This is a genomic window from Embleya sp. NPDC056575 (assembly GCF_042793325.1).
In the GTDB taxonomy this organism is placed as follows: domain Bacteria; phylum Actinomycetota; class Actinomycetes; order Streptomycetales; family Streptomycetaceae; genus Embleya.
In genome coordinates, this window is the sequence record NZ_JBHTVA010000004.1 from 240,506 (window position 1) to 263,745 (window position 23,240).

28 protein-coding genes are annotated in these 23,240 nt (G+C 72.0%); 17 read left to right on the forward strand and 11 right to left on the reverse strand.

Annotated features, from left to right (window positions below; genetic code table 11):
* Positions 1-66: 66 nt before the first annotated feature.
* Positions 67-1,062 carry a cation diffusion facilitator family transporter gene (locus ACFRCG_RS04535; RefSeq protein ID WP_380028689.1) on the reverse strand — a complete coding sequence of 332 codons (996 nt, stop codon included), beginning with the start codon at positions 1,060-1,062 and terminating at the stop codon, positions 67-69.
* Positions 1,059-1,445 (reverse strand): helix-turn-helix transcriptional regulator, encoded by a 387-nt coding sequence (locus ACFRCG_RS04540; RefSeq protein WP_078974031.1) that lies wholly within the window; start codon positions 1,443-1,445, stop codon positions 1,059-1,061. Before ACFRCG_RS04540 ends, ACFRCG_RS04535 begins: the two co-directional genes overlap by 4 nt.
* Positions 1,446-1,720: 275 nt before the next feature.
* Here ACFRCG_RS04540 and ACFRCG_RS04545 point away from each other — a divergent pair, with 275 nt between their 5' ends.
* From ACFRCG_RS04545 to ACFRCG_RS04555, 3 genes are all read left to right on the forward strand, one after another.
* Complete coding sequence (locus tag ACFRCG_RS04545) at positions 1,721-3,145, forward strand: S41 family peptidase (RefSeq protein ID WP_380028692.1); 1,425 nt, start codon at positions 1,721-1,723, stop codon at positions 3,143-3,145.
* A 162-nt stretch (positions 3,146-3,307) separates the two neighbouring features.
* Positions 3,308-4,036 (forward strand): VOC family protein, encoded by a 729-nt coding sequence (locus ACFRCG_RS04550; RefSeq protein ID WP_380028694.1) that lies wholly within the window; start codon positions 3,308-3,310, stop codon positions 4,034-4,036.
* A gap of 33 nt (positions 4,037-4,069) precedes the next feature.
* Positions 4,070-5,143 carry a hypothetical protein gene (locus tag ACFRCG_RS04555; protein WP_380028696.1) on the forward strand — a complete coding sequence of 358 codons (1,074 nt, stop codon included), beginning with the start codon at positions 4,070-4,072 and terminating at the stop codon, positions 5,141-5,143.
* A 35-nt stretch (positions 5,144-5,178) separates the two neighbouring features.
* On the opposite strand, the gene ACFRCG_RS04560 is transcribed toward ACFRCG_RS04555, so the two are convergent.
* Positions 5,179-6,093, reverse strand: coding sequence for a PaaX family transcriptional regulator C-terminal domain-containing protein (locus tag ACFRCG_RS04560; RefSeq protein WP_380028699.1), 915 nt, complete (start codon positions 6,091-6,093; stop codon positions 5,179-5,181).
* A 63-nt stretch (positions 6,094-6,156) separates the two neighbouring features.
* Here ACFRCG_RS04560 and ACFRCG_RS04565 point away from each other — a divergent pair, with 63 nt between their 5' ends.
* The 4 genes from ACFRCG_RS04565 to ACFRCG_RS04580 all read left to right on the forward strand — a co-directional run bounded on the left by ACFRCG_RS04565 (position 6,157) and on the right by ACFRCG_RS04580 (position 9,842).
* Positions 6,157-7,323 (forward strand): LLM class flavin-dependent oxidoreductase, encoded by a 1,167-nt coding sequence (locus ACFRCG_RS04565; RefSeq protein ID WP_380028701.1) that lies wholly within the window; start codon positions 6,157-6,159, stop codon positions 7,321-7,323.
* Positions 7,324-7,372: 49 nt separating this feature from the next.
* Positions 7,373-8,437, forward strand: coding sequence for a zinc-binding dehydrogenase (locus ACFRCG_RS04570; protein ID WP_380028703.1), 1,065 nt, complete (start codon positions 7,373-7,375; stop codon positions 8,435-8,437).
* Between the two features lie 354 nt (positions 8,438-8,791).
* On the forward strand, positions 8,792-9,220 hold the full coding sequence (locus ACFRCG_RS04575; RefSeq protein WP_380028705.1) for an ATP-binding protein: 429 nt from the start codon (positions 8,792-8,794) through the stop codon (positions 9,218-9,220).
* Positions 9,221-9,323: 103 nt separating this feature from the next.
* Positions 9,324-9,842, forward strand: coding sequence for a sigma factor-like helix-turn-helix DNA-binding protein (locus ACFRCG_RS04580; protein ID WP_380028707.1), 519 nt, complete (start codon positions 9,324-9,326; stop codon positions 9,840-9,842).
* Between the two features lie 105 nt (positions 9,843-9,947).
* On the opposite strand, the gene ACFRCG_RS04585 is transcribed toward ACFRCG_RS04580, so the two are convergent.
* Positions 9,948-10,463, reverse strand: a complete 516-nt coding sequence (locus ACFRCG_RS04585) for a GNAT family N-acetyltransferase (RefSeq protein ID WP_380028709.1) — start codon at positions 10,461-10,463, stop codon at positions 9,948-9,950.
* A gap of 71 nt (positions 10,464-10,534) precedes the next feature.
* Here ACFRCG_RS04585 and ACFRCG_RS04590 point away from each other — a divergent pair, with 71 nt between their 5' ends.
* On the forward strand, positions 10,535-11,101 hold the full coding sequence (locus tag ACFRCG_RS04590) for a TetR/AcrR family transcriptional regulator (protein ID WP_380028711.1): 567 nt from the start codon (positions 10,535-10,537) through the stop codon (positions 11,099-11,101).
* Between the two features lie 82 nt (positions 11,102-11,183).
* Here the strand turns inward: ACFRCG_RS04590 and ACFRCG_RS04595 are convergent, their stop codons facing one another.
* The 3 genes from ACFRCG_RS04595 to ACFRCG_RS04605 all read right to left on the reverse strand — a co-directional run bounded on the left by ACFRCG_RS04595 (position 11,184) and on the right by ACFRCG_RS04605 (position 13,653).
* Positions 11,184-12,167, reverse strand: coding sequence for an SDR family oxidoreductase (locus tag ACFRCG_RS04595; protein ID WP_380028713.1), 984 nt, complete (start codon positions 12,165-12,167; stop codon positions 11,184-11,186).
* Between the two features lie 79 nt (positions 12,168-12,246).
* Positions 12,247-12,741: a MarR family winged helix-turn-helix transcriptional regulator gene (locus tag ACFRCG_RS04600; protein ID WP_380028715.1), complete on the reverse strand. Its 495-nt coding sequence runs from the start codon at positions 12,739-12,741 to the stop codon at positions 12,247-12,249.
* Positions 12,742-12,849: 108 nt separating this feature from the next.
* The gene (locus ACFRCG_RS04605) at positions 12,850-13,653 is read right to left on the reverse strand and encodes an ATP-grasp domain-containing protein (protein WP_380028717.1); all 804 of its coding nucleotides are present in this window, start codon (positions 13,651-13,653) and stop codon (positions 12,850-12,852) included.
* Between the two features lie 74 nt (positions 13,654-13,727).
* On the opposite strand from ACFRCG_RS04605, the gene ACFRCG_RS04610 reads away from it, so the two are divergent.
* From ACFRCG_RS04610 to ACFRCG_RS04620, 3 genes are all read left to right on the forward strand, one after another.
* The gene (locus ACFRCG_RS04610; RefSeq protein ID WP_380028719.1) at positions 13,728-14,561 is read left to right on the forward strand and encodes a HipA family kinase; all 834 of its coding nucleotides are present in this window, start codon (positions 13,728-13,730) and stop codon (positions 14,559-14,561) included.
* Positions 14,561-14,953 (forward strand): DUF3037 domain-containing protein, encoded by a 393-nt coding sequence (locus ACFRCG_RS04615; RefSeq protein ID WP_078974045.1) that lies wholly within the window; start codon positions 14,561-14,563, stop codon positions 14,951-14,953. Before ACFRCG_RS04610 ends, ACFRCG_RS04615 begins: the two co-directional genes overlap by 1 nt.
* A gap of 160 nt (positions 14,954-15,113) precedes the next feature.
* Positions 15,114-15,287 carry a hypothetical protein gene (locus ACFRCG_RS04620; protein ID WP_160161587.1) on the forward strand — a complete coding sequence of 58 codons (174 nt, stop codon included), beginning with the start codon at positions 15,114-15,116 and terminating at the stop codon, positions 15,285-15,287.
* A gap of 65 nt (positions 15,288-15,352) precedes the next feature.
* Here the strand turns inward: ACFRCG_RS04620 and ACFRCG_RS04625 are convergent, their stop codons facing one another.
* Positions 15,353-16,192 carry an N-acetylmuramoyl-L-alanine amidase gene (locus ACFRCG_RS04625; protein ID WP_380028721.1) on the reverse strand — a complete coding sequence of 280 codons (840 nt, stop codon included), beginning with the start codon at positions 16,190-16,192 and terminating at the stop codon, positions 15,353-15,355.
* A gap of 420 nt (positions 16,193-16,612) precedes the next feature.
* Between ACFRCG_RS04625 and ACFRCG_RS04630 the strand changes: the two genes are divergently transcribed.
* Positions 16,613-17,836, forward strand: coding sequence for a beta-ketoacyl-[acyl-carrier-protein] synthase family protein (locus tag ACFRCG_RS04630; RefSeq protein ID WP_380028723.1), 1,224 nt, complete (start codon positions 16,613-16,615; stop codon positions 17,834-17,836).
* A gap of 250 nt (positions 17,837-18,086) precedes the next feature.
* Positions 18,087-18,599, forward strand: a complete 513-nt coding sequence (locus ACFRCG_RS04635; RefSeq protein ID WP_380028726.1) for a GtrA family protein — start codon at positions 18,087-18,089, stop codon at positions 18,597-18,599.
* A 21-nt stretch (positions 18,600-18,620) separates the two neighbouring features.
* Here ACFRCG_RS04635 and ACFRCG_RS04640 read toward each other — a convergent pair whose 3' ends face one another.
* Positions 18,621-19,070 carry an RICIN domain-containing protein gene (locus tag ACFRCG_RS04640; RefSeq protein ID WP_380028728.1) on the reverse strand — a complete coding sequence of 150 codons (450 nt, stop codon included), beginning with the start codon at positions 19,068-19,070 and terminating at the stop codon, positions 18,621-18,623.
* A gap of 116 nt (positions 19,071-19,186) precedes the next feature.
* Here ACFRCG_RS04640 and ACFRCG_RS04645 point away from each other — a divergent pair, with 116 nt between their 5' ends.
* The 3 genes from ACFRCG_RS04645 to ACFRCG_RS04655 all read left to right on the forward strand — a co-directional run bounded on the left by ACFRCG_RS04645 (position 19,187) and on the right by ACFRCG_RS04655 (position 20,352).
* On the forward strand, positions 19,187-19,717 hold the full coding sequence (locus ACFRCG_RS04645) for a flavoprotein (protein WP_380028730.1): 531 nt from the start codon (positions 19,187-19,189) through the stop codon (positions 19,715-19,717).
* 66 nt (positions 19,718-19,783) lie between these two features.
* Positions 19,784-20,107 (forward strand): DUF6247 family protein, encoded by a 324-nt coding sequence (locus ACFRCG_RS04650; protein ID WP_380028732.1) that lies wholly within the window; start codon positions 19,784-19,786, stop codon positions 20,105-20,107.
* Positions 20,104-20,352: a type II toxin-antitoxin system RelE/ParE family toxin gene (locus tag ACFRCG_RS04655; RefSeq protein ID WP_380028734.1), complete on the forward strand. Its 249-nt coding sequence runs from the start codon at positions 20,104-20,106 to the stop codon at positions 20,350-20,352. Before ACFRCG_RS04650 ends, ACFRCG_RS04655 begins: the two co-directional genes overlap by 4 nt.
* 96 nt (positions 20,353-20,448) lie before the next feature.
* On the opposite strand, the gene ACFRCG_RS04660 is transcribed toward ACFRCG_RS04655, so the two are convergent.
* Complete coding sequence (locus tag ACFRCG_RS04660; RefSeq protein ID WP_380028736.1) at positions 20,449-21,687, reverse strand: cytochrome P450; 1,239 nt, start codon at positions 21,685-21,687, stop codon at positions 20,449-20,451.
* A gap of 122 nt (positions 21,688-21,809) precedes the next feature.
* Complete coding sequence (locus ACFRCG_RS04665; protein ID WP_380028738.1) at positions 21,810-22,388, reverse strand: TetR/AcrR family transcriptional regulator; 579 nt, start codon at positions 22,386-22,388, stop codon at positions 21,810-21,812.
* A gap of 263 nt (positions 22,389-22,651) precedes the next feature.
* Here ACFRCG_RS04665 and ACFRCG_RS04670 point away from each other — a divergent pair, with 263 nt between their 5' ends.
* Complete coding sequence (locus ACFRCG_RS04670) at positions 22,652-23,239, forward strand: hypothetical protein (RefSeq protein ID WP_380028740.1); 588 nt, start codon at positions 22,652-22,654, stop codon at positions 23,237-23,239.
* Position 23,240: the final 1 nt, after the last annotated feature.

Consider the following 23,240-nt stretch of genomic DNA (forward strand, 5'->3'; position numbering starts at 1 on the left):
ACATCGGGCCCGCATACCGTCGAGGTATGCGGGCCCGATCGTGTCTCGCCCCGGGCGGGCGCCGGTTCAGGGCGTGTGTACCGCCCCGTGCGGGTCCTCGCAGTGGCCGCGCGTGGCGCCGATGGACAGCACCGCCGGGTCGGCGTGGTCGACCTGGAGCGTGGTGTGGCTGATCGAGTACCGCTCGCGCAACCGCTCCTGCAGCCGGTCACGGACCCGGTGGCAGTCGTCGCCGGGCTCGACCAGGACGTGCGCGGACAGCGCCGGGAAGCCCGACGTGATGGTCCAGATGTGCAGGTCGTGGATCTCGGTGACGCCCTCGACCGAGGCCAGGTCGGCGCCGACCTCGTCCGGGTCGACACCCGTGGGGGCGGCCTCCAGGAAGATCCGCCACGACTCGCCGACCAGCGTGATCCCGGACTTGAGCATCAGCGCCGCCACGACCAGCGACGCGATCGCGTCCGCGCGGGCGAAGCCGGTGGTGAGCACCACGATGCCGGAGACCAGGGTGGCGATGAACGCCCACAGGTCGTTGAGGATGTGCTGGTAGGCGCCCTCGACGTTGAGACTGGAGCGGTTGGCCTTGGAGATCAGCCAGGCCGCGATCACGTTGATCACGATGCCGACCGCGGCGGTGACGATGACCAGGCCGCCCTCGACGTCGGGCGGCGTGATCAGCCGGCGCACCGCCTCGTAGGTGAACCACACCGCGAGCACCAGGAACGTGATGCCGTTGACCTGCGCGGACAGGATCTCCGCCCGCTTGAAGCCGTACGTCCACCGCCCCCGCGCGGGCCGGGCCGCGAGGCGCATCGCCACCAGCGCCAGGCCGATCGCGAACGCGTCGGTGACCATGTGGCCGGCGTCGGTGATCAGGGCGAGCGAACTGGCCAGGATGCCGACCGTGACCTCGACGACGATGAACGCGCCGATCAGGACGAGCGCGGCGGTCAGGTAGCGCCGGTCGGCGTCGGCGGCGACGCCGTGCGAGTGCCCGGCGTGGCTGCCGCCGCCGTGGTCGTGCCCGGCGTGCGCGCCGTGGTCGTGGTCGCGGGTGCTCATCGGGCCCCTCCGGGGATCTCGGTCGCGCAGCCGATGTGATCGGTGGCCGGGGCGTGGCCGATGTGCGCCAACGCCACGTCCAAAAGCAGGCGCACGTGGGCGTCCGCGAGGCGGTAGTAGGCCAGCCGCCCCTCCCGGCGCACCGTCACCACCTGGTGCGCGCGCAGCAGCCGCAACTGATGGGAGACGGCCGATTCGCCCTGCCCGCACGCGGCCGCGAGGTCGCGTACGCACAGTTCGCCCTCCAGGAGCGCGACCAGCAGGGTCAACCGCCCCGGGTCACCGAGCAGCGCGAACACGTCGGCCGTCTCGGCCAGGTGCGCGCCGTCGGGCAGCCGCGACCGCACCGAGTCCACCAGATCGGCGTTCACCGGCTGCGCCATCGGGCCACCTCCGTCGTCATTCCCATATGCCACCTCGCATCGGCTTCCACATCGTAACGTCTGAATAGATCTTCATACGAACACCTGCGCAAAACATAGGGGCAGGGGGTATGCGTTCGCAAGCGGGACGGGGCCGTTGGGGGGTTACCCCCACCCGAGACAGACCGGCTCGCGCGATGTCGCGCCACCCCGGAGCCGGCCGATCCTGGTGCACGCGGGAAGCACCGATTCGATCGCTCGACCCAAGCTCGTACCGCATCGGAACAGGAACCACGATGACCAAGCTGTTCGGCACCTGTGCCACGGTGGCAGCCGCCACCCTGCTCGCGACCACCGCGGGCATCGCGTCGGCCACGGCCGACACCGCGCCTCGCGAGCGCCCGTCACCCCACCAGGACGGCGTCTGGCGGGTGGACGGCTACGGCACCGTGCTGACCATCGAGAACGGCACGTTGCAGCAGTACGACACCACCACGATCAGCTGCCTCAAGGGCTCGACCGCGACCCGCGCGACGGTGGAGGGCGACACAGTCGGCTACCGGGCCGACAACAGTCGTGTGCTCGCCGTACGGGTGAACCCGAACCGCGGGCAGGCCACGCTGCGGTTCACCGACGCACCGGACCACCGCAACCTGCGCCGCGTCGCGGCCCTGCCGGCGGCCTGCTCCCGTCCCCTGCCCGGGGACCCGCGCACCACGTTCGACGTCTTTTGGCGGACCTTCGCCGAGAACTACCCGTTCTTCGCCGCCAAGGGCGTGGACTGGCGGGCCGTCGGCGATCGTCACCGGCCCCGGGTCGGCCCGAACACCACCGACGACGAACTCTTCGCGATCTTCCGGGAGATGCTGGACCCGCTCGACGACGCGCACCTGTACCTGAGCGGCGGCCCGAACCGCTTCTTCGCCGAGGCCCGCCCCGGCACGACCGCCCCGACGCCCGAACTCGACACGAGGATCAAGGCGTACATCCAAGAGCGCGACCTGGGCGCCGATCACCCGCTGACCGACTACGGCCAGGGTCGGATCAGCTACACGGACCTGCCCGACGGCCAGGGCTACCTGCGCGTCTCCGGCTTCCTCGGCTACGTCGAGGACCCCAAGGGCGGCTACAGCGTCAACGCCGCCGAACTCGACCGGGCGCTGAACTCCATCCTGACCACCGAACGGGTGGGGCGACTGCGCGGGTTGATCGTCGACCTGCGCGTCAACGGCGGCGGCGCGGACAACCTCGGCCTGAACCTGGCCGCCCGCCTGACCGACCGCCCCTACTTCGCCTACGCCAAGCAGGCCCGCAACGACCCCCTCGACCCCACCCGCTTCACCCGCGCCCAGCCCATCCAGGTCCGCCCCACCCCGGACGTACCGCACTACACCGGCCCGCTCGCGGTCCTGACCGGCGGCTCCACCGTCAGCGCCGGCGAGACCTTCACCCAGTCCCTGATGAACCGCCCCGGCCACACGGTCCGCATCGGCGAGGCGACCCAGGGCGTCTTCTCCGACGTCCTCGACCGGGCCCTCCCGAACGCCTGGCGGTTCGGCCTCCCCAACGAGGTCTTCCGCACCCGCGACGGCCGCACCTTCGACGGCACCGGAATCCCCCCGCACATCACCGAACCGGTCTTCACCGACGAGGAGTTCACCCACCACAGGGACTCCGCCTTCGACCGCGCGACGGCCGAACTCCGCGCCCGAACGCACTGACCCCGGCCTCTCTTCGGGACCTGCGCGGCGGGCCACGCGGCGCGGGTCCCGAGGACCGTCCGGAAAACTCGGGTGCGAGGGTCGTGCGTCACGCCTAGGCTGCACGTTTTGGACTCGGACGGGCGTCGAAACGACGGTCGGCGGATCGGAGACGCACGAGATATGACCAGTCGACTGTTCGCCGTCAGCTTCCGCGCGACCGACCCGACGGGCCTTGCTCGGTTCTGGTCGCGGATCCTGGGGTGGGCGACCGACACCGACAGCGCGGGCGAAGTCGCGATCCTGCCGCCGGATCCCGCCGGGTTTCGGGTGCGTTTCCTGCCGGGTCGGGAGCCGAGGATCGGCCGGAATCGTATGCACTTCGACCTGACGAGTGCCTCCCCGGAGGACCAGTCGCAGACCGTGGCGCGGGCGCTGGAGCTGGGCGGCCGGCACCTCGACGTGGGTCAACTCCCGGAGGAGACCCACGTGGTGCTCGCCGATCCGGACGGCAACGAGTTCTGCGTCATCGCGGCGGGCAACCGGTTCCTGTCCGACACCGGTCCCGGCCGCGTCGGCGCGCTCTCCTGCGACGGTACGCGGGAGGTCGGTTACTTCTGGAGCAAGGCGCTGGGGTGGCCGCTGGTCTGGGACCAGGACGAGGAGACCGCGATCCAATCCCCGGACGGCGGCCCGAAGATCACGTGGGGCGGCCCTCCGGTGGCGCCCAAGGCCGGCCCGAACCGGCTGTACCTCGACCTGGCGCTGCCCGCCGACGCCGACCGGGAAGCGGAGATCGCCCGGCTGATCTCGCTCGGCGCGACGCGCCCGGACGCCGCCGAGGACGCGGCCGGCCGGGTGTCGTTGATCGACCCCGACGGCAACGAATTCACCCTGCGCCGACCCCGATAGCCGCCTGTCGTCGGCGTTCGCTAGCTTTCGGGCATGTCGATCACTGCACACCCGGGCGACTCGGCGCGGCTGCCGGGGGATGTCCCGGTCGACCGCCATGTCGTGGACAAGCGTGCGAACGGTTCACGCCGCGTCCTGGTTCGGCGCGGGCACCGGCTGGACGTCCACGACGTGGACGAGTTCCTCGCGGGCGCGCCCGCCCCGATGGCCACGTTCCCCGTCCCGTGGCCCGGGTGGGAGCACGGCGCCGACGCGCTGAGCCCCGACGCGTCGTTCGTGGTGTTCTCCGGTCAGCGTGCGGTCACGGCCGTGGGCGCCGACGGCGAGCGGTTGTGGGAGTACCGGCACAGCTGTTGGGGACCGGTGGTCGGGCACACCCACACGGGCGACGAACAGCAGGTGTGTCGCGGCTTCGAAAGCGGCTCCTGCCACGTCTCCGACGACGGCCGACACGTCTGGGCCCACGTCGTGGTCGGCGGACACGACGTGGACTGGGACGACTGGCACGAGTGCTGGGTGGTCCTGGACGCCCGGGACGGACGGGAACTCGCCCGCATGCGGCTGGACAGCGCGGCCGGCGGCTCACACCACCTCTCCCACCCGGACGGAATCCACGTCGGCCTCTGCATCGGCATGGGCCAGGACGGCATCCTGCTGCACTGGGCCCGCCTGGACGGCGACACGCTGACCGGGTGGGACCTGAACGACGACATGGACCGCATCCTGACGGACGTCCACCCGGGTCACGACGGCTTCCTGACCGTCGAACACGACGGCGCCGACCTGCGACTCCACGCCCTGGACGGCACGGTGCTCGCCGAGGCGGACCCGGAGCCGAACGACGACGAGTCCCCGTCCTGGTGGGACCACACCTGCGGCTTCGTGGACGCCGACACGGTCATCGCCACCACGATCGATGCCGACGACGACGCGGATCGCCCGGTTCGACACTGGCTGTTGGACGCGCGGACCCTCACCGTCCGCGGCCCGGTCGCATACCCCACCGGCCCCATCACCGCCTACCCGTGCCCTCTCGGTGACGGGACCTGGCTGACCTACGACAGCGCGAGCAGGACGTTCGACCGCTGGAGCGAGACACCCTCCTGATCGCGGCGGACGGGGCCTCGGCCGGGCGGTCGGGGTCAGGGCAGTCTCGGGTCGCGGTCCAGCGCGGCCCACCAGCGGGCGGCCGGGGTGTGGATCTGCCGCCAGGTGGTGATGAACAGGTCGTTCGCGGTGCCGCCGGGCCAGTCGATCGGGAGTAGCGCGGCCGGCAGCCGTGGGTCGCGTTCGAAGGTCCGGCGCCACGCGTGCACCATGCGGGTGCGCAGGACGAAGGCCGCTTCGTCGGAGTCGGCGCGCGCGTCGGCGAATCGGGCGACGAAGTCGTCCAGGATCGTGCGCACCGCGGCCAGGTCCCACGCCTGTTCGACCAGCGCCCGTTCCCGCGCGGCGTCGCACACGGTCGACGTCATCCACGTCGCGTGTGCCGACAGGCCCTGCTCGGCGATCAGCGCGCGCAGTGCGTCCACCCCGCCCGGGTCGGCGGCGATCCACACCCCGCGGCCCAGGTCGCCGAAGCCCTCGAAGGCCAGTTGCTCCTCGACCACCGCCCGCGCCTCGCGCAGCGCCGCCGGTGGGCGGAACAGGAGTTGTCGCCACTGCCCCGACCAGGCCGTCTCCCGGGTCGCCCGGGCCAGCCGCTCGGTCCAGCCGGTCAGCAGGCGATACAACGACGGCGCGAGGGTCAGCCGGGTGTAGCGCCCCTCGGACCGGGCAAGCAGCCACCCCTCCCGGGTCAGCCGGGTGATCGCCCGCCGGGTCGCCGCCTCCGGCACCCCGAGCGTGTCGAGCGCGGCCACCACCGTGGGCGACCACACCCCGTCGTGCCCCGGCCAGCGCACGTACTCCCCCAGCACGGTCAGCAGCAGCGTGCGCGCACTCGGCCCGCCGTCGGCGGTGCGCCGGGTGCGCGGGCCGGTCGAGGTGCCCGCGGCCGACCCGGTCGGCGTCCCGCTCGCGCCCCTTGTTTCCTCGCCATCCGCCATGTAGGACATAACTCATCCAAGCACGTTCTTGTGTCCTGTGAAAGTCCCACGCGTCCGACGAAAGGCCAGCCCGTGTCAGAGGCCGCCCCACCGACCCGCTTCGGCGCGTTCATCGCGCCCTACCACGGCATCGACGGCAACCCCGCGCTGCAACTGCGCCGTGACCTCGACCTCGTCGGGCACTTGGACGCCCTCGGCTTCGAGGAGGCGTGGATCGGCGAGCACCACTCGGCCGGCTACGAAACGATCGCCTCCCCCGAGGTGTTCATTGCCGCCGCGGCCGAACGCACCACCCGGATCCGACTCGGCACCGGCGTCAACTCGCTGCCGTACCACCACCCGCTGGTCCTGGCCGACCGCATCGTGCAGCTCGACCAACAGTCGCGCGGGCGGGTGATGTTCGGCTCCGGGCCCGGCCAACTGGCCTCGGACGCCTTCATGATGGGCATCGACCCGATGCGCCAGCGGAGCATGATGGCCGAGGCGCTGGCCGCGATCGTCCCGCTCCTGCGCGGCGAGACGGTGACCATGAGGACCGACTGGTTCACCCTGGACCAGGCCCGACTGCACCTGGGCCCGTACACCCGCGCGGGCATCGAGACCGTGTGCGCCTCCACCGTCTCCCCGTCCGGATCGGTCCAGGCCGGCACCCACGGCATGGGCCTGCTCTCGCTCGCCGCCGCCGACCCGTCCGGCTTCGCCGCGCTGGCGACCAACTGGGACGTCTACGCCAAGACCTGCGCCGAGCACGGCCATGTCGCCGACCGCGAACGCTGGCGTCTGGTCGTCCCGATGCACCTGGCCGAGACCGTCGAGGCGGCGCGCGCGCAGGCCGAGTACGGGGTGCACCACCTCGTCGACTACATCCAGGGCCTGTCCGGGATGACCATGCCGTGGGGGGCGACGCCCGAGGCGGCGATCGCGCAGTGGACCGGCGAGGGTTTCCCCACCTTCGGCGTCGCGATGATCGGCACTCCGGCGCAGGCGATCGAGCGGATCACCGCGATGGCGGAGCGGTCCGGCGGCTTCGGCACGCTGCTGCTGCTCGACCTGCCGATCGCCCGGCCCGCCGACAAGTGGCGCAGCTACGAGTTGTTCGCCGAGTACGTGGTGCCGCATTTCACCGGTGCCAACCGCCCCCGACAGGCCTCGATGGCCTGGGCGAACGCGAACAGCGAACGTTTCATCGGCGCGCTGCGCCAGGCGGTCGTGGCGGCGATGACCGCGCCGGCGTCCTGACCGACCCCACCCGAGCCCCATCCACTCGAAGCCCAGGGAGACGCCCATCATGCGAGCAGCGGTACTGCGCGGCGGCACGTTCACCGTCGAGGACATCGCGGCCCCCGAACCCGGCGAGGGTCAGGTCCTCGTGGAGACGGTGGCCTGCGGGATCTGCGGCTCGGACCTGTCCGCGTACAAGCACACCGCCGAATTCCTTCGGGCCTCGATCGACTCGGACACCCCCTCGTTCGTCTTCGACCCGGACGCCGACCTGGTCATGGGCCACGAACTGGCCGCGCGTGTGGTGCGCCCGGGTCCGGGGGTGACCGGGTTCGAGCCGGGCGAGGTGGTGGTCGGGCTGCCGTGGGCGCTCGACGGCGGCGGTGTACCGCGCACCATCGGCTTCTCCAACACCTTCCCCGGCGGCTTCGGCGAGCGCATGGTGATGCAGGCCGCGGCGCTGGTCAAGGTGCCCGGACACGTACCGCCGCACGTCGCGGCGCTGACCGAGCCGCTGGCCGTCGGCTTCGGCAACGTGGCCCGCTCCGGCGCCGAACGCGGCGGCGCGGCGATCGTGATCGGCGCCGGCCCGATCGGCCTGGGCGCGGTCGCCGGGCTGATCGAACGCGGCGTCGCGCCCGTCGTGGTCTCCGAACCCTCGCCGCGCCGGCGCGCACTCGCCCGCGCGTTCGGCGCACACGTGGTGGTCGACCCGGCCGAGCGTGATCCGTTCGACGCGTGGCGCGAGGGCGCCGAGCCGGGGCAGCCGCTGACCGTCTTCGAGTGCTCCGGCAAGGCCGGCATGTTCGACCGGATCACCTACGCCGCGCCTCGCGGCGCCACGGTGTTGCTGATCGGGGTGTGCATGACCGAGGACACCTTCCGGCCGGTGGTGGGGATCTACAAGGACCTCACGGTGAAGATGTGCCTGACGTATCCGCCCGAGGAGTACCCGAAGACCCTCGCCCGGATCGCCGCCGGCAGCGTGGACGCGGCATCGCTGATCACCGGTCAGGTCGGCTTCGAGGGGGTGGCCGCGGCGATCGACACCCTGGGCCGCCCCGACGAACACGTCAAGGTCCTGGTGCGCCCCCACCTGACCGGCACGGAAGTTCATCCGCCCGAGGCGTGACGAACGCCGACCACCGGGCGTCAGGCCCGGCGGCGCTCGCCCCCGGAGCGGTGGGCGCGCGCAACACGCATCACGCGTACGGGTGGACCCGGGACGGCCGCCCCTGGCGCGCGCCGTGCGTGGACGGCGCGCTCGCCAGGGCGTTTCACCGACGCGCGCCCCCGAACGCCCCGCCGAGGCAGGCGTGGAAGTGTCGCAAACTGGACGCGGCGGGTGTCGGAATCGGTACGCTCCGAGGGAATTCCCTCGGAAGATCCGTACACCCGCCATCGGGGACATCATGAGCCACACCAGGCGCCGCAACGGCGCCGTGTCCGTCCGTCACGTGACCGCCACCGGCTCGGGAGGCGCGGCATGACCGTGCTCAACGATGCCCATCCGGTGTGTCGATTCGACCTGCCGCCGCACGAGGCGGAGGTGTCCGCTGCCCGTCGCAAGGTGGTCGCGATCGCCGTCGAGTGGGGCATGCCCGCCCACGGCGATCTGGTGGACACCCTGCGTCTGGTGGTCTCCGAACTGGTGACCAACGCGATCCGACACGCGGGCGTACTGACCCCCGCCATCGCGGTGACCGTGCGCGGCACGACCGAGGGGGCGCTCCACGTCGGCGTGCACGACCGACATCCGTTCTGCCCCAAGGCCCTGGTGGAGACGGTCGACGACGACAGCGGCCGCGGCCTGCTGATCGTGAAGACCCTGGTCACCGAGGCCGGCGGATACGCGGGGATCCAGCCGGACGCGACCGGCGGCAAGACCGTGTGGGTGTGCCTGCCGCTGCGCTGAGCCCCCGCGCGGGGCCGGGCCGGCCCTCGGTTTTGTCACATCGCCTCGCTCCCATCGGTCATGTCCGTGACACGACACGTGGATCCGGCTCGGCGGTACGGACGTGCGCGAGAAAGACAACCTGGGCGGCCGGCTGACCACGGTGGTCGCCCGGGTATCGCTGAACATGCCGCGTTCGCGCCGGACCCGCCGCGAGGATGCGCCGGAGGCGTTCGTCGCGGACCCCACGGTCTGCGCGGCCGAGGGAAACGACCCCGAACACCAGGCGCTGCTCGCCGACTCGGTCGGCACGGCGCTGCTCGTCGTCCTGGAGACCCTCGCACCGGCCGAACGGCTCGCCTTCGTGGCGCACGACATGTTCGCCCTGCCGTTCGACGAGATCGCACCCATCGTGGACCGCACACCCACCGCAACCCGACAGTTGGCCAGTCGGGCCCGCCGCCGGGCCCGGGCCGCACGACCGGCCCTGCTCGACGGCATCGCCGTCCTGGCCCGGGCACCGGGCGGCGAACCCAAGGTCGTCTTCGGATTCATCATCGCGAACGGCCGCATCGTCGGCATCGACCTGCTGTCCGACCCGGCCTACCTGCGCGACACGGATGTGCAACTGCTGGACGGATGAAGCCGCCGGACAGTCGCGGACCGGGCCCGGGCCAAGCACCGAACCGGGCACACGCCGGGGTTCGGTCCCGAACGAAGGCCACCACGCCGCGCCGACCCTCTCCGCTCACCACTTCAGATCGAACCGCTGCTCCACGACGTCGATCCCCCACGTGCGCGCGGGGCGCTCCTCGGTCGGGGTGAAGCCCGCCTGCTCGTACAGGTGTCGGGACGCGCCCAGGCCCGCGATGGTCCACAGATACACCCCGGCCGCGTCGCGCCGGCGGCCCTCGGTCAGCGCGACGTCGAGCAGCGCGCGGCCCACGCCGTGCCCCCGGGCGACCGGGTCCAGGATCACCCAGCGCAGCCGCATCAGGCCGTGCTCCTCGCGGGTCAACCCGACCGCGCCCAGGACCCGTTCGCCGTCGTCGGCCACCCACATCCGCCCGGGCCCGTCGTCCCCCTCCCGGGCCCGCGCCAGCGCCAGTTCGGCCATCCCGGCCGCGACCGACGCCTCCATCGTGGCGTCCATGCCGTACTCGCGGCTGTACAGCACCCCGTGCAGCGCGGCGACCGCGCCCAGGTCACCGGGGCGGTCGGCGTCCCGAATCCGCACGGTGCGCGGGCTCGATGTCGACGTCACGATCTCGAAAACCTTCACGAACGCCGCACCGACCCTCCACTGAAACAGTCGTTTCAGTGCAGGATATGCGGATGACCGCCGACGCGAAACCCCCCACCTCCGCCCGCCGCGACGCACTGCTCGCCGCGAGCGTGGCCTATGTCGCCGAACACGGCCTGGCCGAGTTGTCGCTGCGCCCGCTGGCCCGGGCGATCGGCTCCAGTCCGCGCGTCCTGCTCTACCTCTTCGGCTCGAAGGAGGGCCTGATCCGAGAGATCCTGGAGGTCGGCCGCGCCGAACAACTCGCCCTGGTCACTCGCGCCGACGGCCGCCCCGGCACCGCCCGCGACACCCTCGACCTGCTGTGGACCTGGCTGGTGGCACCGGAACGACGCGGCGCGCTGCGCCTGTTCTTCGACGGCTACGTACGGTCCTTCCAAGGCGACGCCCCGTGGTCCGACTTCGCCGTCGCCTCCCTCGACGAATGGCTCCCCCCGCTCGACCGCGTCCTGACCGACCACCGGGTCCCACCGACCCTGGTCCTCGCCACCCTCCGCGGCCTCCTCCTGGACCACCTGGCCGCCACCGACCCGAACCACACCCGCCGAGTGGAAGCCGCCTGGACCGCATTCCTCGACGGAATTCTCCCGATCCCTTGAGCCGAACAGCCGGGCGCGGGGCGGGCTCGCGTGGCCGGGGGGCGCCGTCGGGGGTCGGGTTCGCCGACGGCGCCTCGGGCGGTCAGGGCTCGAGGAGTTCGGCTTCCTTTTCCGGGGGCAGGCCGACCACCGGGCGGTCGGGGCGTTGGGGGGCTACTCCGCCCAGGGCGCGGAGCCAGGTCCAGGTGTCGGCCACGGTCTCCGCTGTCGGGCGGATGCGGAGACCGGCGGCCAGGGCCTTGCTCACGTCGCGGCGGTGGATGCTGTTGTAGTCCTCGCCCGCCGGGACCCACACCGGCAGTTCGATCCACGGCTGCACGTCGGCGGCCAGGATCGTCTCCGGGTCGATCCAGCGCAGTTCGGCGGTGGAGCCGGTGACCCGCACGCACAGGTCGAGCAGTTCGCCCATCGTGGTGTGGCCCGTCGGCGAGATCAGGTTGTACGGGCCGCTCAGGCCCGCCTCGGCGGCGTGCACCGACCATTCGGCCAGGTCGCGCGCGTCGATGAACTGCAGCGGGGACTCGCGCGGGCCGGGTGCGACCACCGGGCCGCCCCGGGCGATCCGGTTGAGCCACCACGGGAGGCGGCCGATGTTCTCGCGCGGGCCCAGGATCAGGCCGGCGCGCGCGTGCACGTACCGGTCGCCGAAGGCCCGCTCGACGGCGATCTCGGCGCCGCGCTTGGCGATCGGGTACGCCACGTCGCCGTCGTCGGGCGAACCCTCGACCAAGGGCGCCTCCTCGCCCACCCCGGGGAGCGTCGGGTCCGCGTACACCGAGCACGTGGAGATGTACACGTAGCGCCCGACCCGGTCGGCCAGCAGGTCGGCCGTGTCCCGCACCGCCCTGGGCGCGGCACTCCAGGTGTCCAGGACCACGTCCCACTCACCGTCGGCCAGCGCCGCGAGACCGCCCTCGACGGTGCGATCACCGACCAACGGGCGTACCTCGGGCGGTAGTTCGTACCGACCGCGGTTGAACACGGTGACGTCCCAGCCCCTGGCGAGCGCGGCGTCGGTCAGGGCCCGGCCGACGAATTCGGAACCACCCAGGATCAAAGTTCTCATGATCAGACTCTGCCCGCGTACGGTCGCCACGGGAAGGACCCTCTGCTCTCGGCGGAATCACCCGGGCCGCCGCCCCCACTCACCGCGCCGACCCGCGCGCGCACGGATGCCCCGCCCCGTCCCGGTCCACCGACTCCTGCTCGGCCAGTTCCCGATCCAGCAGCCGCAACAACCGCAGCAGCTCGGCCCGGTCCGCCTCGCCGAGCCGGTCGAACACGGCCGCCCCCGCGCCCTGACGGATCGCCCGGATCCGACGCACCTCGGCGCGCCCCCGCTCCGTCGGCTCCACCAACGTCGCCCGCCGATCCACCGCCGAGGCGCTGCGCCGGACCAATCCGCGCGCCGCGAGGTCGTCCACCACCGTCGTCGCCGAGCGCGGCACGATCTCCAGGCGCGCGGCGAGGTCCGCCATCCGCAGCGGCTCACCGGCGTGCACGAGCACCTTCATCGCGTGCGCCTGGGCGGGGGTCAGGCCCAACGGGGCGAGTTCGCGGCCGGCGCGGATCCGGATGCGCTTGGCCAGGCGCATGAACAGGTCGCCGATCGGCGCCGAGCTGGATTCCGGCGAACTCACGCGTGTCACGTCCCGAGGAGCGGGGATCCTGATGGATCCGGGTACACCCATTGTCTCCAAACCGGTCGCCCGGCCCCCAACCCCGTGTCGCCCGCCGGCCCCGAACCGTCACCCCCGGTCCCGAATGACGGGGGCGTGCCGGACAAACGCCGCGTCCCGTGCCGCGAGTTCCCGGCGTGGTCCCCCGGCGCGCAGCACCACGTCCAGCACGCGGTCGATCTCGCACGCGTAGCCCCCCGAGGCCCAGGCCGCGTTGGCCTCGACGACCGCCCAGCCCGCGTCGGTGCCGCCCACGTCCACCACGATCGCCGAGGGCAGGTCCGCCCCGGCCGCCGCCAGCACGTCGGCGCCGAACGCGAGCGCGTCCGGACCGCGCCGGCACGCCGCGATCGGCGCGATGTCGAGGTCGCCGTCGACGGCGTACCGCGACGCCGCGTGTACCGCCCCGTCCAGGCAGAACAGCCGATATTCCGCCCGGAAGACGACGGTCTCGCTGAGCAGCACCGCGGTGTCCGGGTCCGCCGCGTCGCTACCCGGCAGTTGGGTGCCGTCCCGGTACACCCGGGCCGGGAACGACTTGTCGTTCGGCGGCTTGACGAACATCGGCCGACGCAGCGTCCACGCGTGCGCCAACGTGGTCGCGGTGATCTCCCGCCGGGTCAGCTCGACCGGCAGCCGCGCCAACCAGTCCTCCGGCGCCTCCAGCAGCCCCAGGTCCAGATCGCGCGCGGTCGCGTCGGCGAACAGCGGACCCGCGTACAGGTGTGCCCGCGTGCCCATCAGGTCGGCCGGCGCCTGCCAGGTGTGCAGGCGGCGTACCGGCAGGTCGCGGCGGTGCGCGGCGCTCGCCAGCGCTCGGTCGGTGTCGGTGCTGCGCGGGGACAGGACCAGGACGCGGTCGGTGTGGGTCATCGGCCCAGGGTGTCGGGGACGGGCGCGGCGGGGCGAGTGTTTTTCGGCATCGAGGGCGTGGCATTGTTTCGGGCATGCTTCCCCTGGTCCATGCCATTCGTTACGTCACGCCCATGCGTGAGGGCGGCTCGTTGCCCGGGCTCGTCGAGGCCGACGACCTCGGCACCTACGTCGTGAAGTTCCGCAGTGCCGGGCAGGGGCCCAAGGTGCTGGTCGCCGAGGTCGTGGTGGGCGAACTGGCGCGTCGGCTCGGGCTGCCGGTGCCGGCGCTGGTCCGGGTCGAGGTGGATCCCGTGATCGCGCGCGGCGAGCCGGACCAGGAGGTACAGGAACTGGTGCGGGCCAGCGCCGGGCTGAACCTCGGGATGGACTTCCTGCCGGGCTCGGCCGACTTCACCCCCGCCACCTGGGAGCCGGACCCCGAACTGGCCGCGCGCGTGTTGTGGCTGGACGCGTTCACCTCGAACGTGGACCGTTCCTGGCGCAACCCGAACCTGCTGGTCTGGCACGGCCGGTTGTGGCTGATCGACCACGGCGCCTCGTTGTGGTTCCACCACGCGTGGCAGGCCGCCGCGTCCGCCGCCACGCGCGCGTTCGACGCGAGCGACCACGTGTTGGCCGCGCTCGGCGGACCGGGCCTGCTCAAGGCCGACGCCGAGCTGGCCCCGAGGATCACCCGCGAGCTGCTGACCGAGGTACTGGCCCTGGTCCCGGACGAGTGGCTGGAACCGGGCGACGCGGAGCGGGCGCTCGGGCTGGACCGTCCCGGCGCGCTGCGCGAGGCGTACATCGCGCACCTGCTGGCCCGCGCCGCCGCCCCGCGCGCGTGGTTGCCGGAGATCGCGCCCGAGGTGTCCGCGCGCCAGGGCGCCGCGCGGCCGTCGAACCGTCCGGATTGGCTCAAGTGATGACGATGGCCGTGCAGCGGGAATTCTTCGAGTACTCGATCATCCGGCTGGTGCCGCGCGTGGAGCGCGGGGAGTGTCTGAATGTCGGGGTGGCCCTGTACAGCCAGGCGTTCGACTTCCTGGGCGCGCGTACGCACGTCGAGCAGTCCAGGCTGTGCGCGCTCGACCCGGAGGCCGATCCGACCCAGGCCCGGGCGGTCCTGGCCGCGTGGGAACTGGTGTGCGCGGGCAGCGAGTCGGCCGGCGCGCCGGGCGCGGAACCGCTCGGCCGGCGCTTTCGCTGGCTGACCGCGCCGCGCAGCACGATCGTGCAACCGGGCCCGGTACACGGCGGGTTGACCGCGAATCCGGCGGCCGACCTGGATCGGCTGTTCGACCTCCTGGTGTTGTGACGGGTGCGGCCCTTCGTGGTGTGACGAGTGCCGCCATCCCTCGGACGCCGGCCCCGCACGCTGCGCGTTTGTGACCGGTCGTGATCTGTCGGTGGTCGAACGCGCTGCGCTACCGTGGCTCGCACGGGTGCGTTCCCGGACTCCGACGGAGGAGGCGACGATGATCCGTACCTACGGTCCGCAGAGTCGCGGCATGGTGGTCTGCACGCTCGTGCTGCTGACCATTCTCGGCCTGTACAGCGCGGTCTACGAAGCGGTCGCGTGGACGTGGCTGGTGTGGTCGCTCCTGGCGATAGTCACCGGCCTGCTCGTGGCCACCGATCGAGGCGTATAGCCGCGCCTGTCGGGACGTCCGGCGCCGCGCTCCGGGCCTCGGCGGACTCGCGGCGCGCGGATCGCTCACGCCACCGTGAACCCGTGCCGGTCACCCAACCGGGCCAGCGAGCGGCGGCCCGGGATGCCGTCGGCGTCGGAGCCGCTGTAGCCGAGCCTGCGCTGCCACTCCGCGTACGCCCGCACGGTCGCCGTGCCGTAGTGCCCATCGGCCAGGCCCTCGGCCAGCAGCCCCTCCTCGACCAGCGCGTTCTCGACCATGCGCGTCCCCATGTAGGTGACGGGCGTCCCGGCCCGCTCCGGGTCCGAACGTGCCGCCGCGACCAGTTCGGCCAAGTCCACGGCGGGCCGCTGGGCCGGGATCTCGACGTCCGGGCCACCCGTGGCGGCGGCCACGATCCCGGGGAAGACCAGCTCGGTGAACTGGCGCACCCGCGCATCGCCGGGGCAGGCGGTGCCGCCCTGCGACCACTGGGCGAACATCCGGTGGTAGCCGTAGCCCGGGTCGTCCCAGGCGCGGCACACCCGCAGCGGCAGGCCGTGCCGTTGGTGCAGCCACACGCCCAGCCGGATCAGGCTCGCGACCTGGGCGTCGGTCCACGGATCGGTGTGCTCCAGGTTGCTCGCGCTCTCGCAGCTGACCGCTCCGGTGCCGTCGGCCCGCCGGTTCGCCGAGGCGTTGGCGTCGGCACGGGTCTCGGTGCCGACGAACTGGAACAGACCACCGTCGTACGCGCAGCCGAAGTGCGACTCCAGGTTGGTCGAGTCGCGCCAGTACTCGTACATCCGCTCCCCGGACCACGGCGCGGCGATCGAGTGGAGGATCAACTGGGTGGGGCGGATGCGGGGCTGGGAGTCGGATTCGGGTTGTAGTTCACGTTTGGTGGCTCCGGAGTACCAGGCCATGGCGGTCCCCCTGGGATCGACTACGGGAAAGTCGCGAATGGCCATGGTCACGACGCTTCGCCCGGCTTTGGTCGATCTTCGGGAAATTCGAGCCAACCATCCCCGATTCGTCGATAATGCCCCACTGCGGGAGCCACTCCGGAGCCGGCTCGATACGTGTCCCGCGTCGGCCGAAGATGCCGGCCGCGCGCGTTCGACATCGGACGGTATCGGGGTGTTTCGGAGGATTTGCGGCGCTGGTTCGGTTACCGGCCGGTTGTCGAGTCTCCACAAGTATTAGGACGTCCTCTTTATCGGTGTCGATACCCCGGCGCCGACGTATCCCTGACAGCGTTGCGAGACAAGTGACCGGCTCGCGATCGTGCGCCGGTCATCTGTGTCGCGTTTTGACAAGGCTTCGACTGAGCTGGGGTGCGTTGTATGTCGCTCGGCAGGACCGATGTGGTGGTGACGGGGATGGGTGCGACCACGCCGTTGGGCGGGGATGTGCCCTCGACGTGGGCGGCCCTGCTGGCGGGCGAGTCGGGAATCGGCGCGCTGACGGATCCCTGGGCAGCCGACCTGCCGGTGCGGATCGCCGGGCGGATGAAGGTCTGCCCCGAGACGGTGCTCGACCGGGTCAAGGCCCGGCGGCTCGACCGCTGTCAGCAGGCCGCGCTCGTGGCGGCGCGTGAGGCGTGGCAGGACGCGGGCGCTCCGGCGGTCGAGCCGGAGCGGTTCGCCGTCGTGGTCGGCACCGGCATGGGCGGCGCCATGACGATGCTCGCGCAGCACGACCTGCTGGCCGAATCCGGGGTGCGCCGGGTGTCCCCGCACACCGTGCCGATGCTGATGCCCAATGGGCCGGCCGCGCAGGTGAGCATGGAACTGGGCGCCCGGGCCGGTGCGTACACCCCCGTAAGCGCGTGCGCGTCGGGTTCCGAGGCGATCGCCTACGGCCTGGACCTGATCCGCCTCGGCCGCGCCGACGTGGTGGTCGCGGGCGGTGCGGAGGCGACGATAGGCGCGCTGCCCATCGCCGGCTTCGCGCAGGCCCGCGCGTTGTCCACGCACGGCGGCGACCCCGCGACCGCGTCGCGTCCGTTCGACGTCACGCGCAACGGCTTCGTGATGAGCGAGGGGGCCGCGCTCGTGGTCCTGGAGCGAGCCGAATTCGCGGCGGCGCGCGGTGCGTTCGTACACGCGCACCTGGCCGGCGCCGGGGTCACCTCGGACGCGAACCACATCACCGCCGGGTACGGCCCCGGCCAGGTCCGGGCGCTGCGGCTGGCGATGGCCGAGGCGGGCGTCACCGGCGCCGACGTGGACCACATCCAGGCACACGCGACCTCGACCCCGGCCGGCGACGTGCTGGAGGCGGCGTCGATCACCGAGGCGATCGGTACGCACGCGGCGGTCACCGCGATCAAGTCGATGCTCGGCCACCTGTGCGGCGGCGCCGGCGCGATCGCCGCGGTCGCGGCGGTGTCGGCGCTGCGCGACGGGGTCGTCCCGGCCACGATCAACCTGGACTCGCAGGACCCGGACATCGACCTGGACGTGGTCGCCAAGGAACCCAGGGTCGGCCCGCTCAACGTCGCGGTGGCCAACGCCTTCGGCTTCGGCGGACACAACGCGACGCTGGTCTTCACGTCGGCCAACTAGGCCCTGTCCGGCGGATCTTGGCGGGTCCGCGCCGGGCGACGCCCGGGGAGCGAGCGCTCCGATCGGCTTCGGTCGGGGCGCACTCGGGCAGCGGGGCGCCCGGCGGTGGGCGGGGCGCCGGCGATGAAAAACCCGGTGCGTCGGGGCTGTGTCTTCCGCCAGGCTTGGTTCTGTGTTTTTATCGAGAATCCCGCGTGCATCGAGCAAATCAGGAAGCTCGTTTGCCTCATTCGTTTCTAGGCTGAAGCCTATGAAGACCACGGGGAAGAGCAGCGCGGACACCAGCGGCGAGGCGGCGGGCGGCGAGACCGGGAAGTCCGGTCCGATCGCCGCGTTCGCGCGCTTCGTGGTCTTCGGCGGCGGTACCGGGATCGCCTCCTCCGGTGCGCTGGTCGTCCTTTCCGGCACGATGCCGATCGCGGTCGCCAACGCGTTCGTGACCGTGGTCTCCACGGTGGCCGCCACCGAACTGCACAGCCGGTTCACCTTCGGCGGCGGCCGGGCCGGGCTGCGCGCGCACGGGCAGTCCGCGCTCAGCGCGCTGGCCGCGTACCTGGTCACCACGGCCGCGATGCTGGGCCTGCACGCGGCCGCCCCGGGCGCGGGCGTCCTGGTCGAACAGGGCGTCTACCTGGGCGCGTCCGGCCTGGCCGGGATCGGCCGCTTCGTGGTGCTGCGACTGTTCGTCTTCACCCGCCCGGCCGCCCGGCCCCGCCCGGCCACGCCCGCGCTGGCACGCGCCCAACTGGTGGCCGCGGCGTAGGGCGTGCGCCTCGGGCGCGGCTCAGCGTGCTTCGAGCGTCCACCACTGCGACGGGTGGTCGGTGTCCTCCCACTGCCGTACGGCCCCACCGACCTCCGTACTGCCGTCGGCGACCTCGAGCAGCAGCCCGCTGACGTAGTTGATCAGCGTGACCCGCCCCGCCTCCTCCGCGTGCTCCTCCAGGATCCACTCCTGGGCGCCGAAGTTGTTGGCCCGCCAAAGCTGTACGTAGGCCCCGTTCTCCACGGAGGCCCCGATCACGTCCAGCCGCCTCCCGGCGACCACGTGCTCCAGGTGATACACGGCCCCACCGGGATGGACCGCCGAGACCCGCCAATGTTGCGCGGTCGTCCCGTCGTCGGCCCCCTGCACCACGCGGGCCCCGCCCCCGGCCCGGCCCCCCTCGACCTCGAGCACGAGCCCACTGTGCACATTGCGCACCACGTACACACCCTCGCCGATTCCACCCACGCCGCGCTCCCGGACACCGAACAAACGATCTTGAACCCACCACCCTCCCACCCCCCGCCGACACCCGCCACGCCCACCGGACGCAGACCCGCGTCAGGCGCTCGTAGGCTTCACGCATGACGCGTCGTGTGCTGTACGTCGTGGCCGGGGCCGCTCCTGCGCTGCGTGAGCTCGGGAGCCTGGTCCACACCGTTCGCGGGGACGGCTGGGACACGTGTGTCACGCTCACTCCGACCGCCGCGGCATGGCTCGACGCGGGTCTCGACGACCTGGCGGCCGTCGCGGGCCGTCCGGTGCGCACCCGCGAGCGCGGGCCCGACGACCCGCGGCCGTTCCCGGCCCCGGATGCGCTGCTCGCCTGCCCGTTGACCTTCAACACCCTCAACAAATGGGCGCTCGGCATCTCCGACAACGTAGCCCTCGGCACCCTGAACGAGGCGCTGGGCGCAGGCATCCCGGTGGTCGCCGTGCCCTGGTTCAAGAGCGCCCTGGCCGCGCACCCGGCCTCGGTCCGGAGCCTGGACACCCTGCGCGCCTGCGGTGTCGGCCTGGTCCTCGACGAGGACGGCTCACCACTCGACGGCGACGACGCACACGACTGGTCCACGGTAATCGGCCGCCTGCCCACCCTCGCCCCGGGCCCATAACCGGCGCGTGCTCCATCCGAGTGCGCCGGCTACCGATCACGGTGGGCACGATGCCACGCTGACGGCATGGACGACACCCGCGACCCGCGCGATCCCGACGTCACGATCCACACCGGCGGCGCCCTCTGGCCCACCCCCGGCCAAATCCGCGCCGAACTCCCCGACGACGCCCGCGCCCAGTTCGAACAGGACTACCAACACGCACTGCGCGTCGCGGCCGAACTCGGCGACCTCGCCCAACTCGCCGACATCCTCGAACCTTGGCAACGGCGCCTCATCCACCACCGCGCCGGCGACTACGACGACATTCTCGACCGCGCCCGAGCCGTCCGCGCCGGCGAGGACGTGGGGGCGATCCCCCTCGCCCGACTCCAAGAGGCGGAGCGGTGAGCTACACGATCGAGTACCACCCGAAGGCCGAGTTGGTCCGGCGGACCCTGCCACGCACCGCCCTCAACGCTCTCGACACCCTGGAGCACCGGCTACAGCGCGACCCGTGGAGTGCCGGGAAACGCATGGCCGGCGGTCTGAAGGACACCCTGGAAGCGCCGTTCGGCCGCTTCGGGTTCGCCACCTGCGTAGTCCAGGACACGCGGGTACTGGTCAGCGTCATCAGCCTCACCTGGACCGGCTGACCTTGTCCCATCACCGTGCCGGACCGCGGGAAGGCGCCGCCCGCTGCTCCCGGGAGTGGGCGGCGCCTGCTTGGGGTGGCCCGTGGTCGGGCCCGGCTACTTGCCCGTGTAGTGGACCTGGAGTTCCTTGATGCCGTTGATCCAGGCGTGGCGAAGGCGCCTCGCGTCGGCGGCCTTCGTGATGTCGGGCATCGCGTCGGCGATGGCGTTGAACATCAGGTTGATCTCCATGCGCGCGAGCGAGGCGCCGAGGCAGAAGTGCGGGCCGCCGCCGCCGAAGCCCAGGTGCGGGTTGGGGCTGCGGGTGATGTCGAACTTCGTCGGGTTCTCGAACACGTCCGCGTCGAAGTTGGCCGAGCTGTAGAAGATGCCGACCCGCTGGCCCGCCTTGATCTCCTGGCCGCCGAGCACGGTGTCCTGGGTGGCGGTGCGCTGGAAGGACATCACCGGTGAGGAGTAGCGCACGATCTCGTCCGCCGTGGTCTCCGGGCGCTCCGCCTTGTACAGCTCCCACTGGTCGGGGTTGTCGAAGAACGCCAGCATCCCGTGCGTGATCGCGTTGCGCGTGGTCTCGTTGCCGGCCACGGCCAACAGCAGGACGAAGAAGCCGAATTCGTCGGAGGACAGGCTGCCGTCGGATTCGGCGGTGATCAGCCGGGTGACGATGTCCTGTGCCGGGCACGCCTTGCGCTCCTCGGCCATGCCCATCGAGTACAGCATCAGCTCGGCGGCGGCCTGCGCGCCCGCCTCCTGGGTCTCCGCGTACTCGGGGTCGTCGTAGCCGAGCATCTTGTTCGACCACTCGAAGATCTTCCGGCGGTCCTCCTGCGGTACGCCGATCAGTTCCGCGATCGCCTGAAGGGGCAGTTCGCAGGCGACCTCGGTGACGAAGTCGCCCGAGCCCTTGGCCTTGGCGTCCGCCACGATCTGCGCGGCGCGTTCGGTCAGCGCGGCCTGGAGGGCGTTGATCGCCCGGGGTGTGAAGCCGCGCTGGACGATGCTGCGCAGCCGGGTGTGCTCCGGCGGGTCTATGTTGATCATGATGAGCTTCTGCGCATCGATGTTGGACATGTCCATGCCCTCGGCGAAGCGGATGATCGCCGTGTTCTTGTTCGTCGAGTAGATCTCCGGCTTGGTGGAGACCTCCTTGACGTCCGCGTGCCGGGTGACCAGCCAGTAGCCGTCGTCGCCGAAGTTGGACACCTCGGGCGTCTGCGGCACCCACACCACCGGGGACGTCTTGCGCAGCAGCGCGAACTCGTCGAGCGGGATGCGCGTGGTGTACAGGTCGGGGTCGGTGGGGTCGAAGCCGTGGTCGAGGACCGGACACGTCATGGTGGAACTCCCGTTGCCGGAGGGTGTGCGAGGTCGCCGCGGGATCCGGCCGGGGACGGGTGCCGAACGTCGCGGTGGAGCGGTGGAGCTGTGAAGCGGTGGTGCGGTGAGCGCGTGCTCGATCAGACCCCGGCGACCGGGCCCGGCGCCCTGCGGCGCGGGCCCAGGAGCTTGCGGACCACACCCCGCAGGATGCGACCCAGCTCGTCGTCGGGCAATTCGGGGAAGGCGGCGACGGCGGAGTAGATGCCACCCATCGCCACCGCCGTCGACACGCGGTATTCGATCGAGTCGTCGACGTCGTCGAGGACTTCGCGCACCCGCGCGGTGATCGAGGCGAGTCGGGGCTGAATGGCGGGGTGGCGGCCTATCGCGACGTCCCGGTCGAGGATGACGGCGAGGGTGCGATACCGGATGAGGAAGTCGACGTACCCCTCGAACAGCAGGCGTTGGCGAGCGGTGGTGCCGCGCCTGCTCTCGGCGACCTCCAACACCCGGTCCAGATCGTTCAGGGCCGGGCGCAGCAGGGCGTCGAGCAGTTCGTCCTTGGTCCGGAAGTGGTAGTACAGGGCCGCCTTGGTCACTCCGACACGGTCGGCGATGGCCTGTAGCGAGGTGCCGGCGAAGCCGTGTTCGCCGAACAGCTCCTCTGCCGCCAGGAGCACCCGGTCGTAGGTGTCCTCCGGTGCCGGAATCGCCACGGGTCCCCCTTCCTGTTGGCCATGAACATACGTCGACCTTTGCCAATCGACAAGGCTGACGGGACGTCAATTTTGATCCCGGGACGGTTGTTCGCAAGGAAATCGGCTTGCCGCTCGGCCAGGAGCGGACCCGGACGGGCTGACGATCGGGCCGGTCCGGTGATCACCCCTCGGCCGCGTCCCGAGCACGGCCGATCACGCCCCGACCGCACCCGCCCACCCGAACCGCCCCGCCACACACGACGCGCCGGTAGGTTGCCGCCATGAACGACTTCGAGGCCCGCATCGAGGCCGAGCGGCAGCGGTCGGCCGGTCCGGCTTCCGGCGCCGGCCCGACCTCCGCCGCACATCGACCCGCCGAGCGCGTCGAGGCGCTGCTGGCCGCGACGGCGGCCGAGTTCGAGCGCCGGGGCGTCGCGGCACTACCCGTACTCGGCTACCCGCCGCCCGGCATGCGCTCGCGACTCACCGGCCGCCGACCGATCGTCGTGGCACACCGCAGACCGGTCCTGGACCTGTTCTCGCTCGACCACGCGGGTCGCCCGTTCCTGGAGCGCGACCCGTTCCCGGCCCGGCGGATCTGGCTGCGCACGTCGCATCCGGGCCGGGCAAGGGCTCTGGAGGCGGCCGTACTGCGCGCCGGCCTGACCCCGGACACCCTCATCCTCGACGAGGGCCCACCCATCCCCCTCGACCCGGAGGAGGCCGCCCGCGAGGGCCGGTTGGGCGGCCGCTTCGCCGTCGCGGCCGACGGCACCCTGCTGGTGTACCCGACGGCGGACGCGCCACCGATCCCGCTCGTCGAGGCACTGACGGCCGCCGTGACGGGCGCCGACGGCACACACCGCTAGC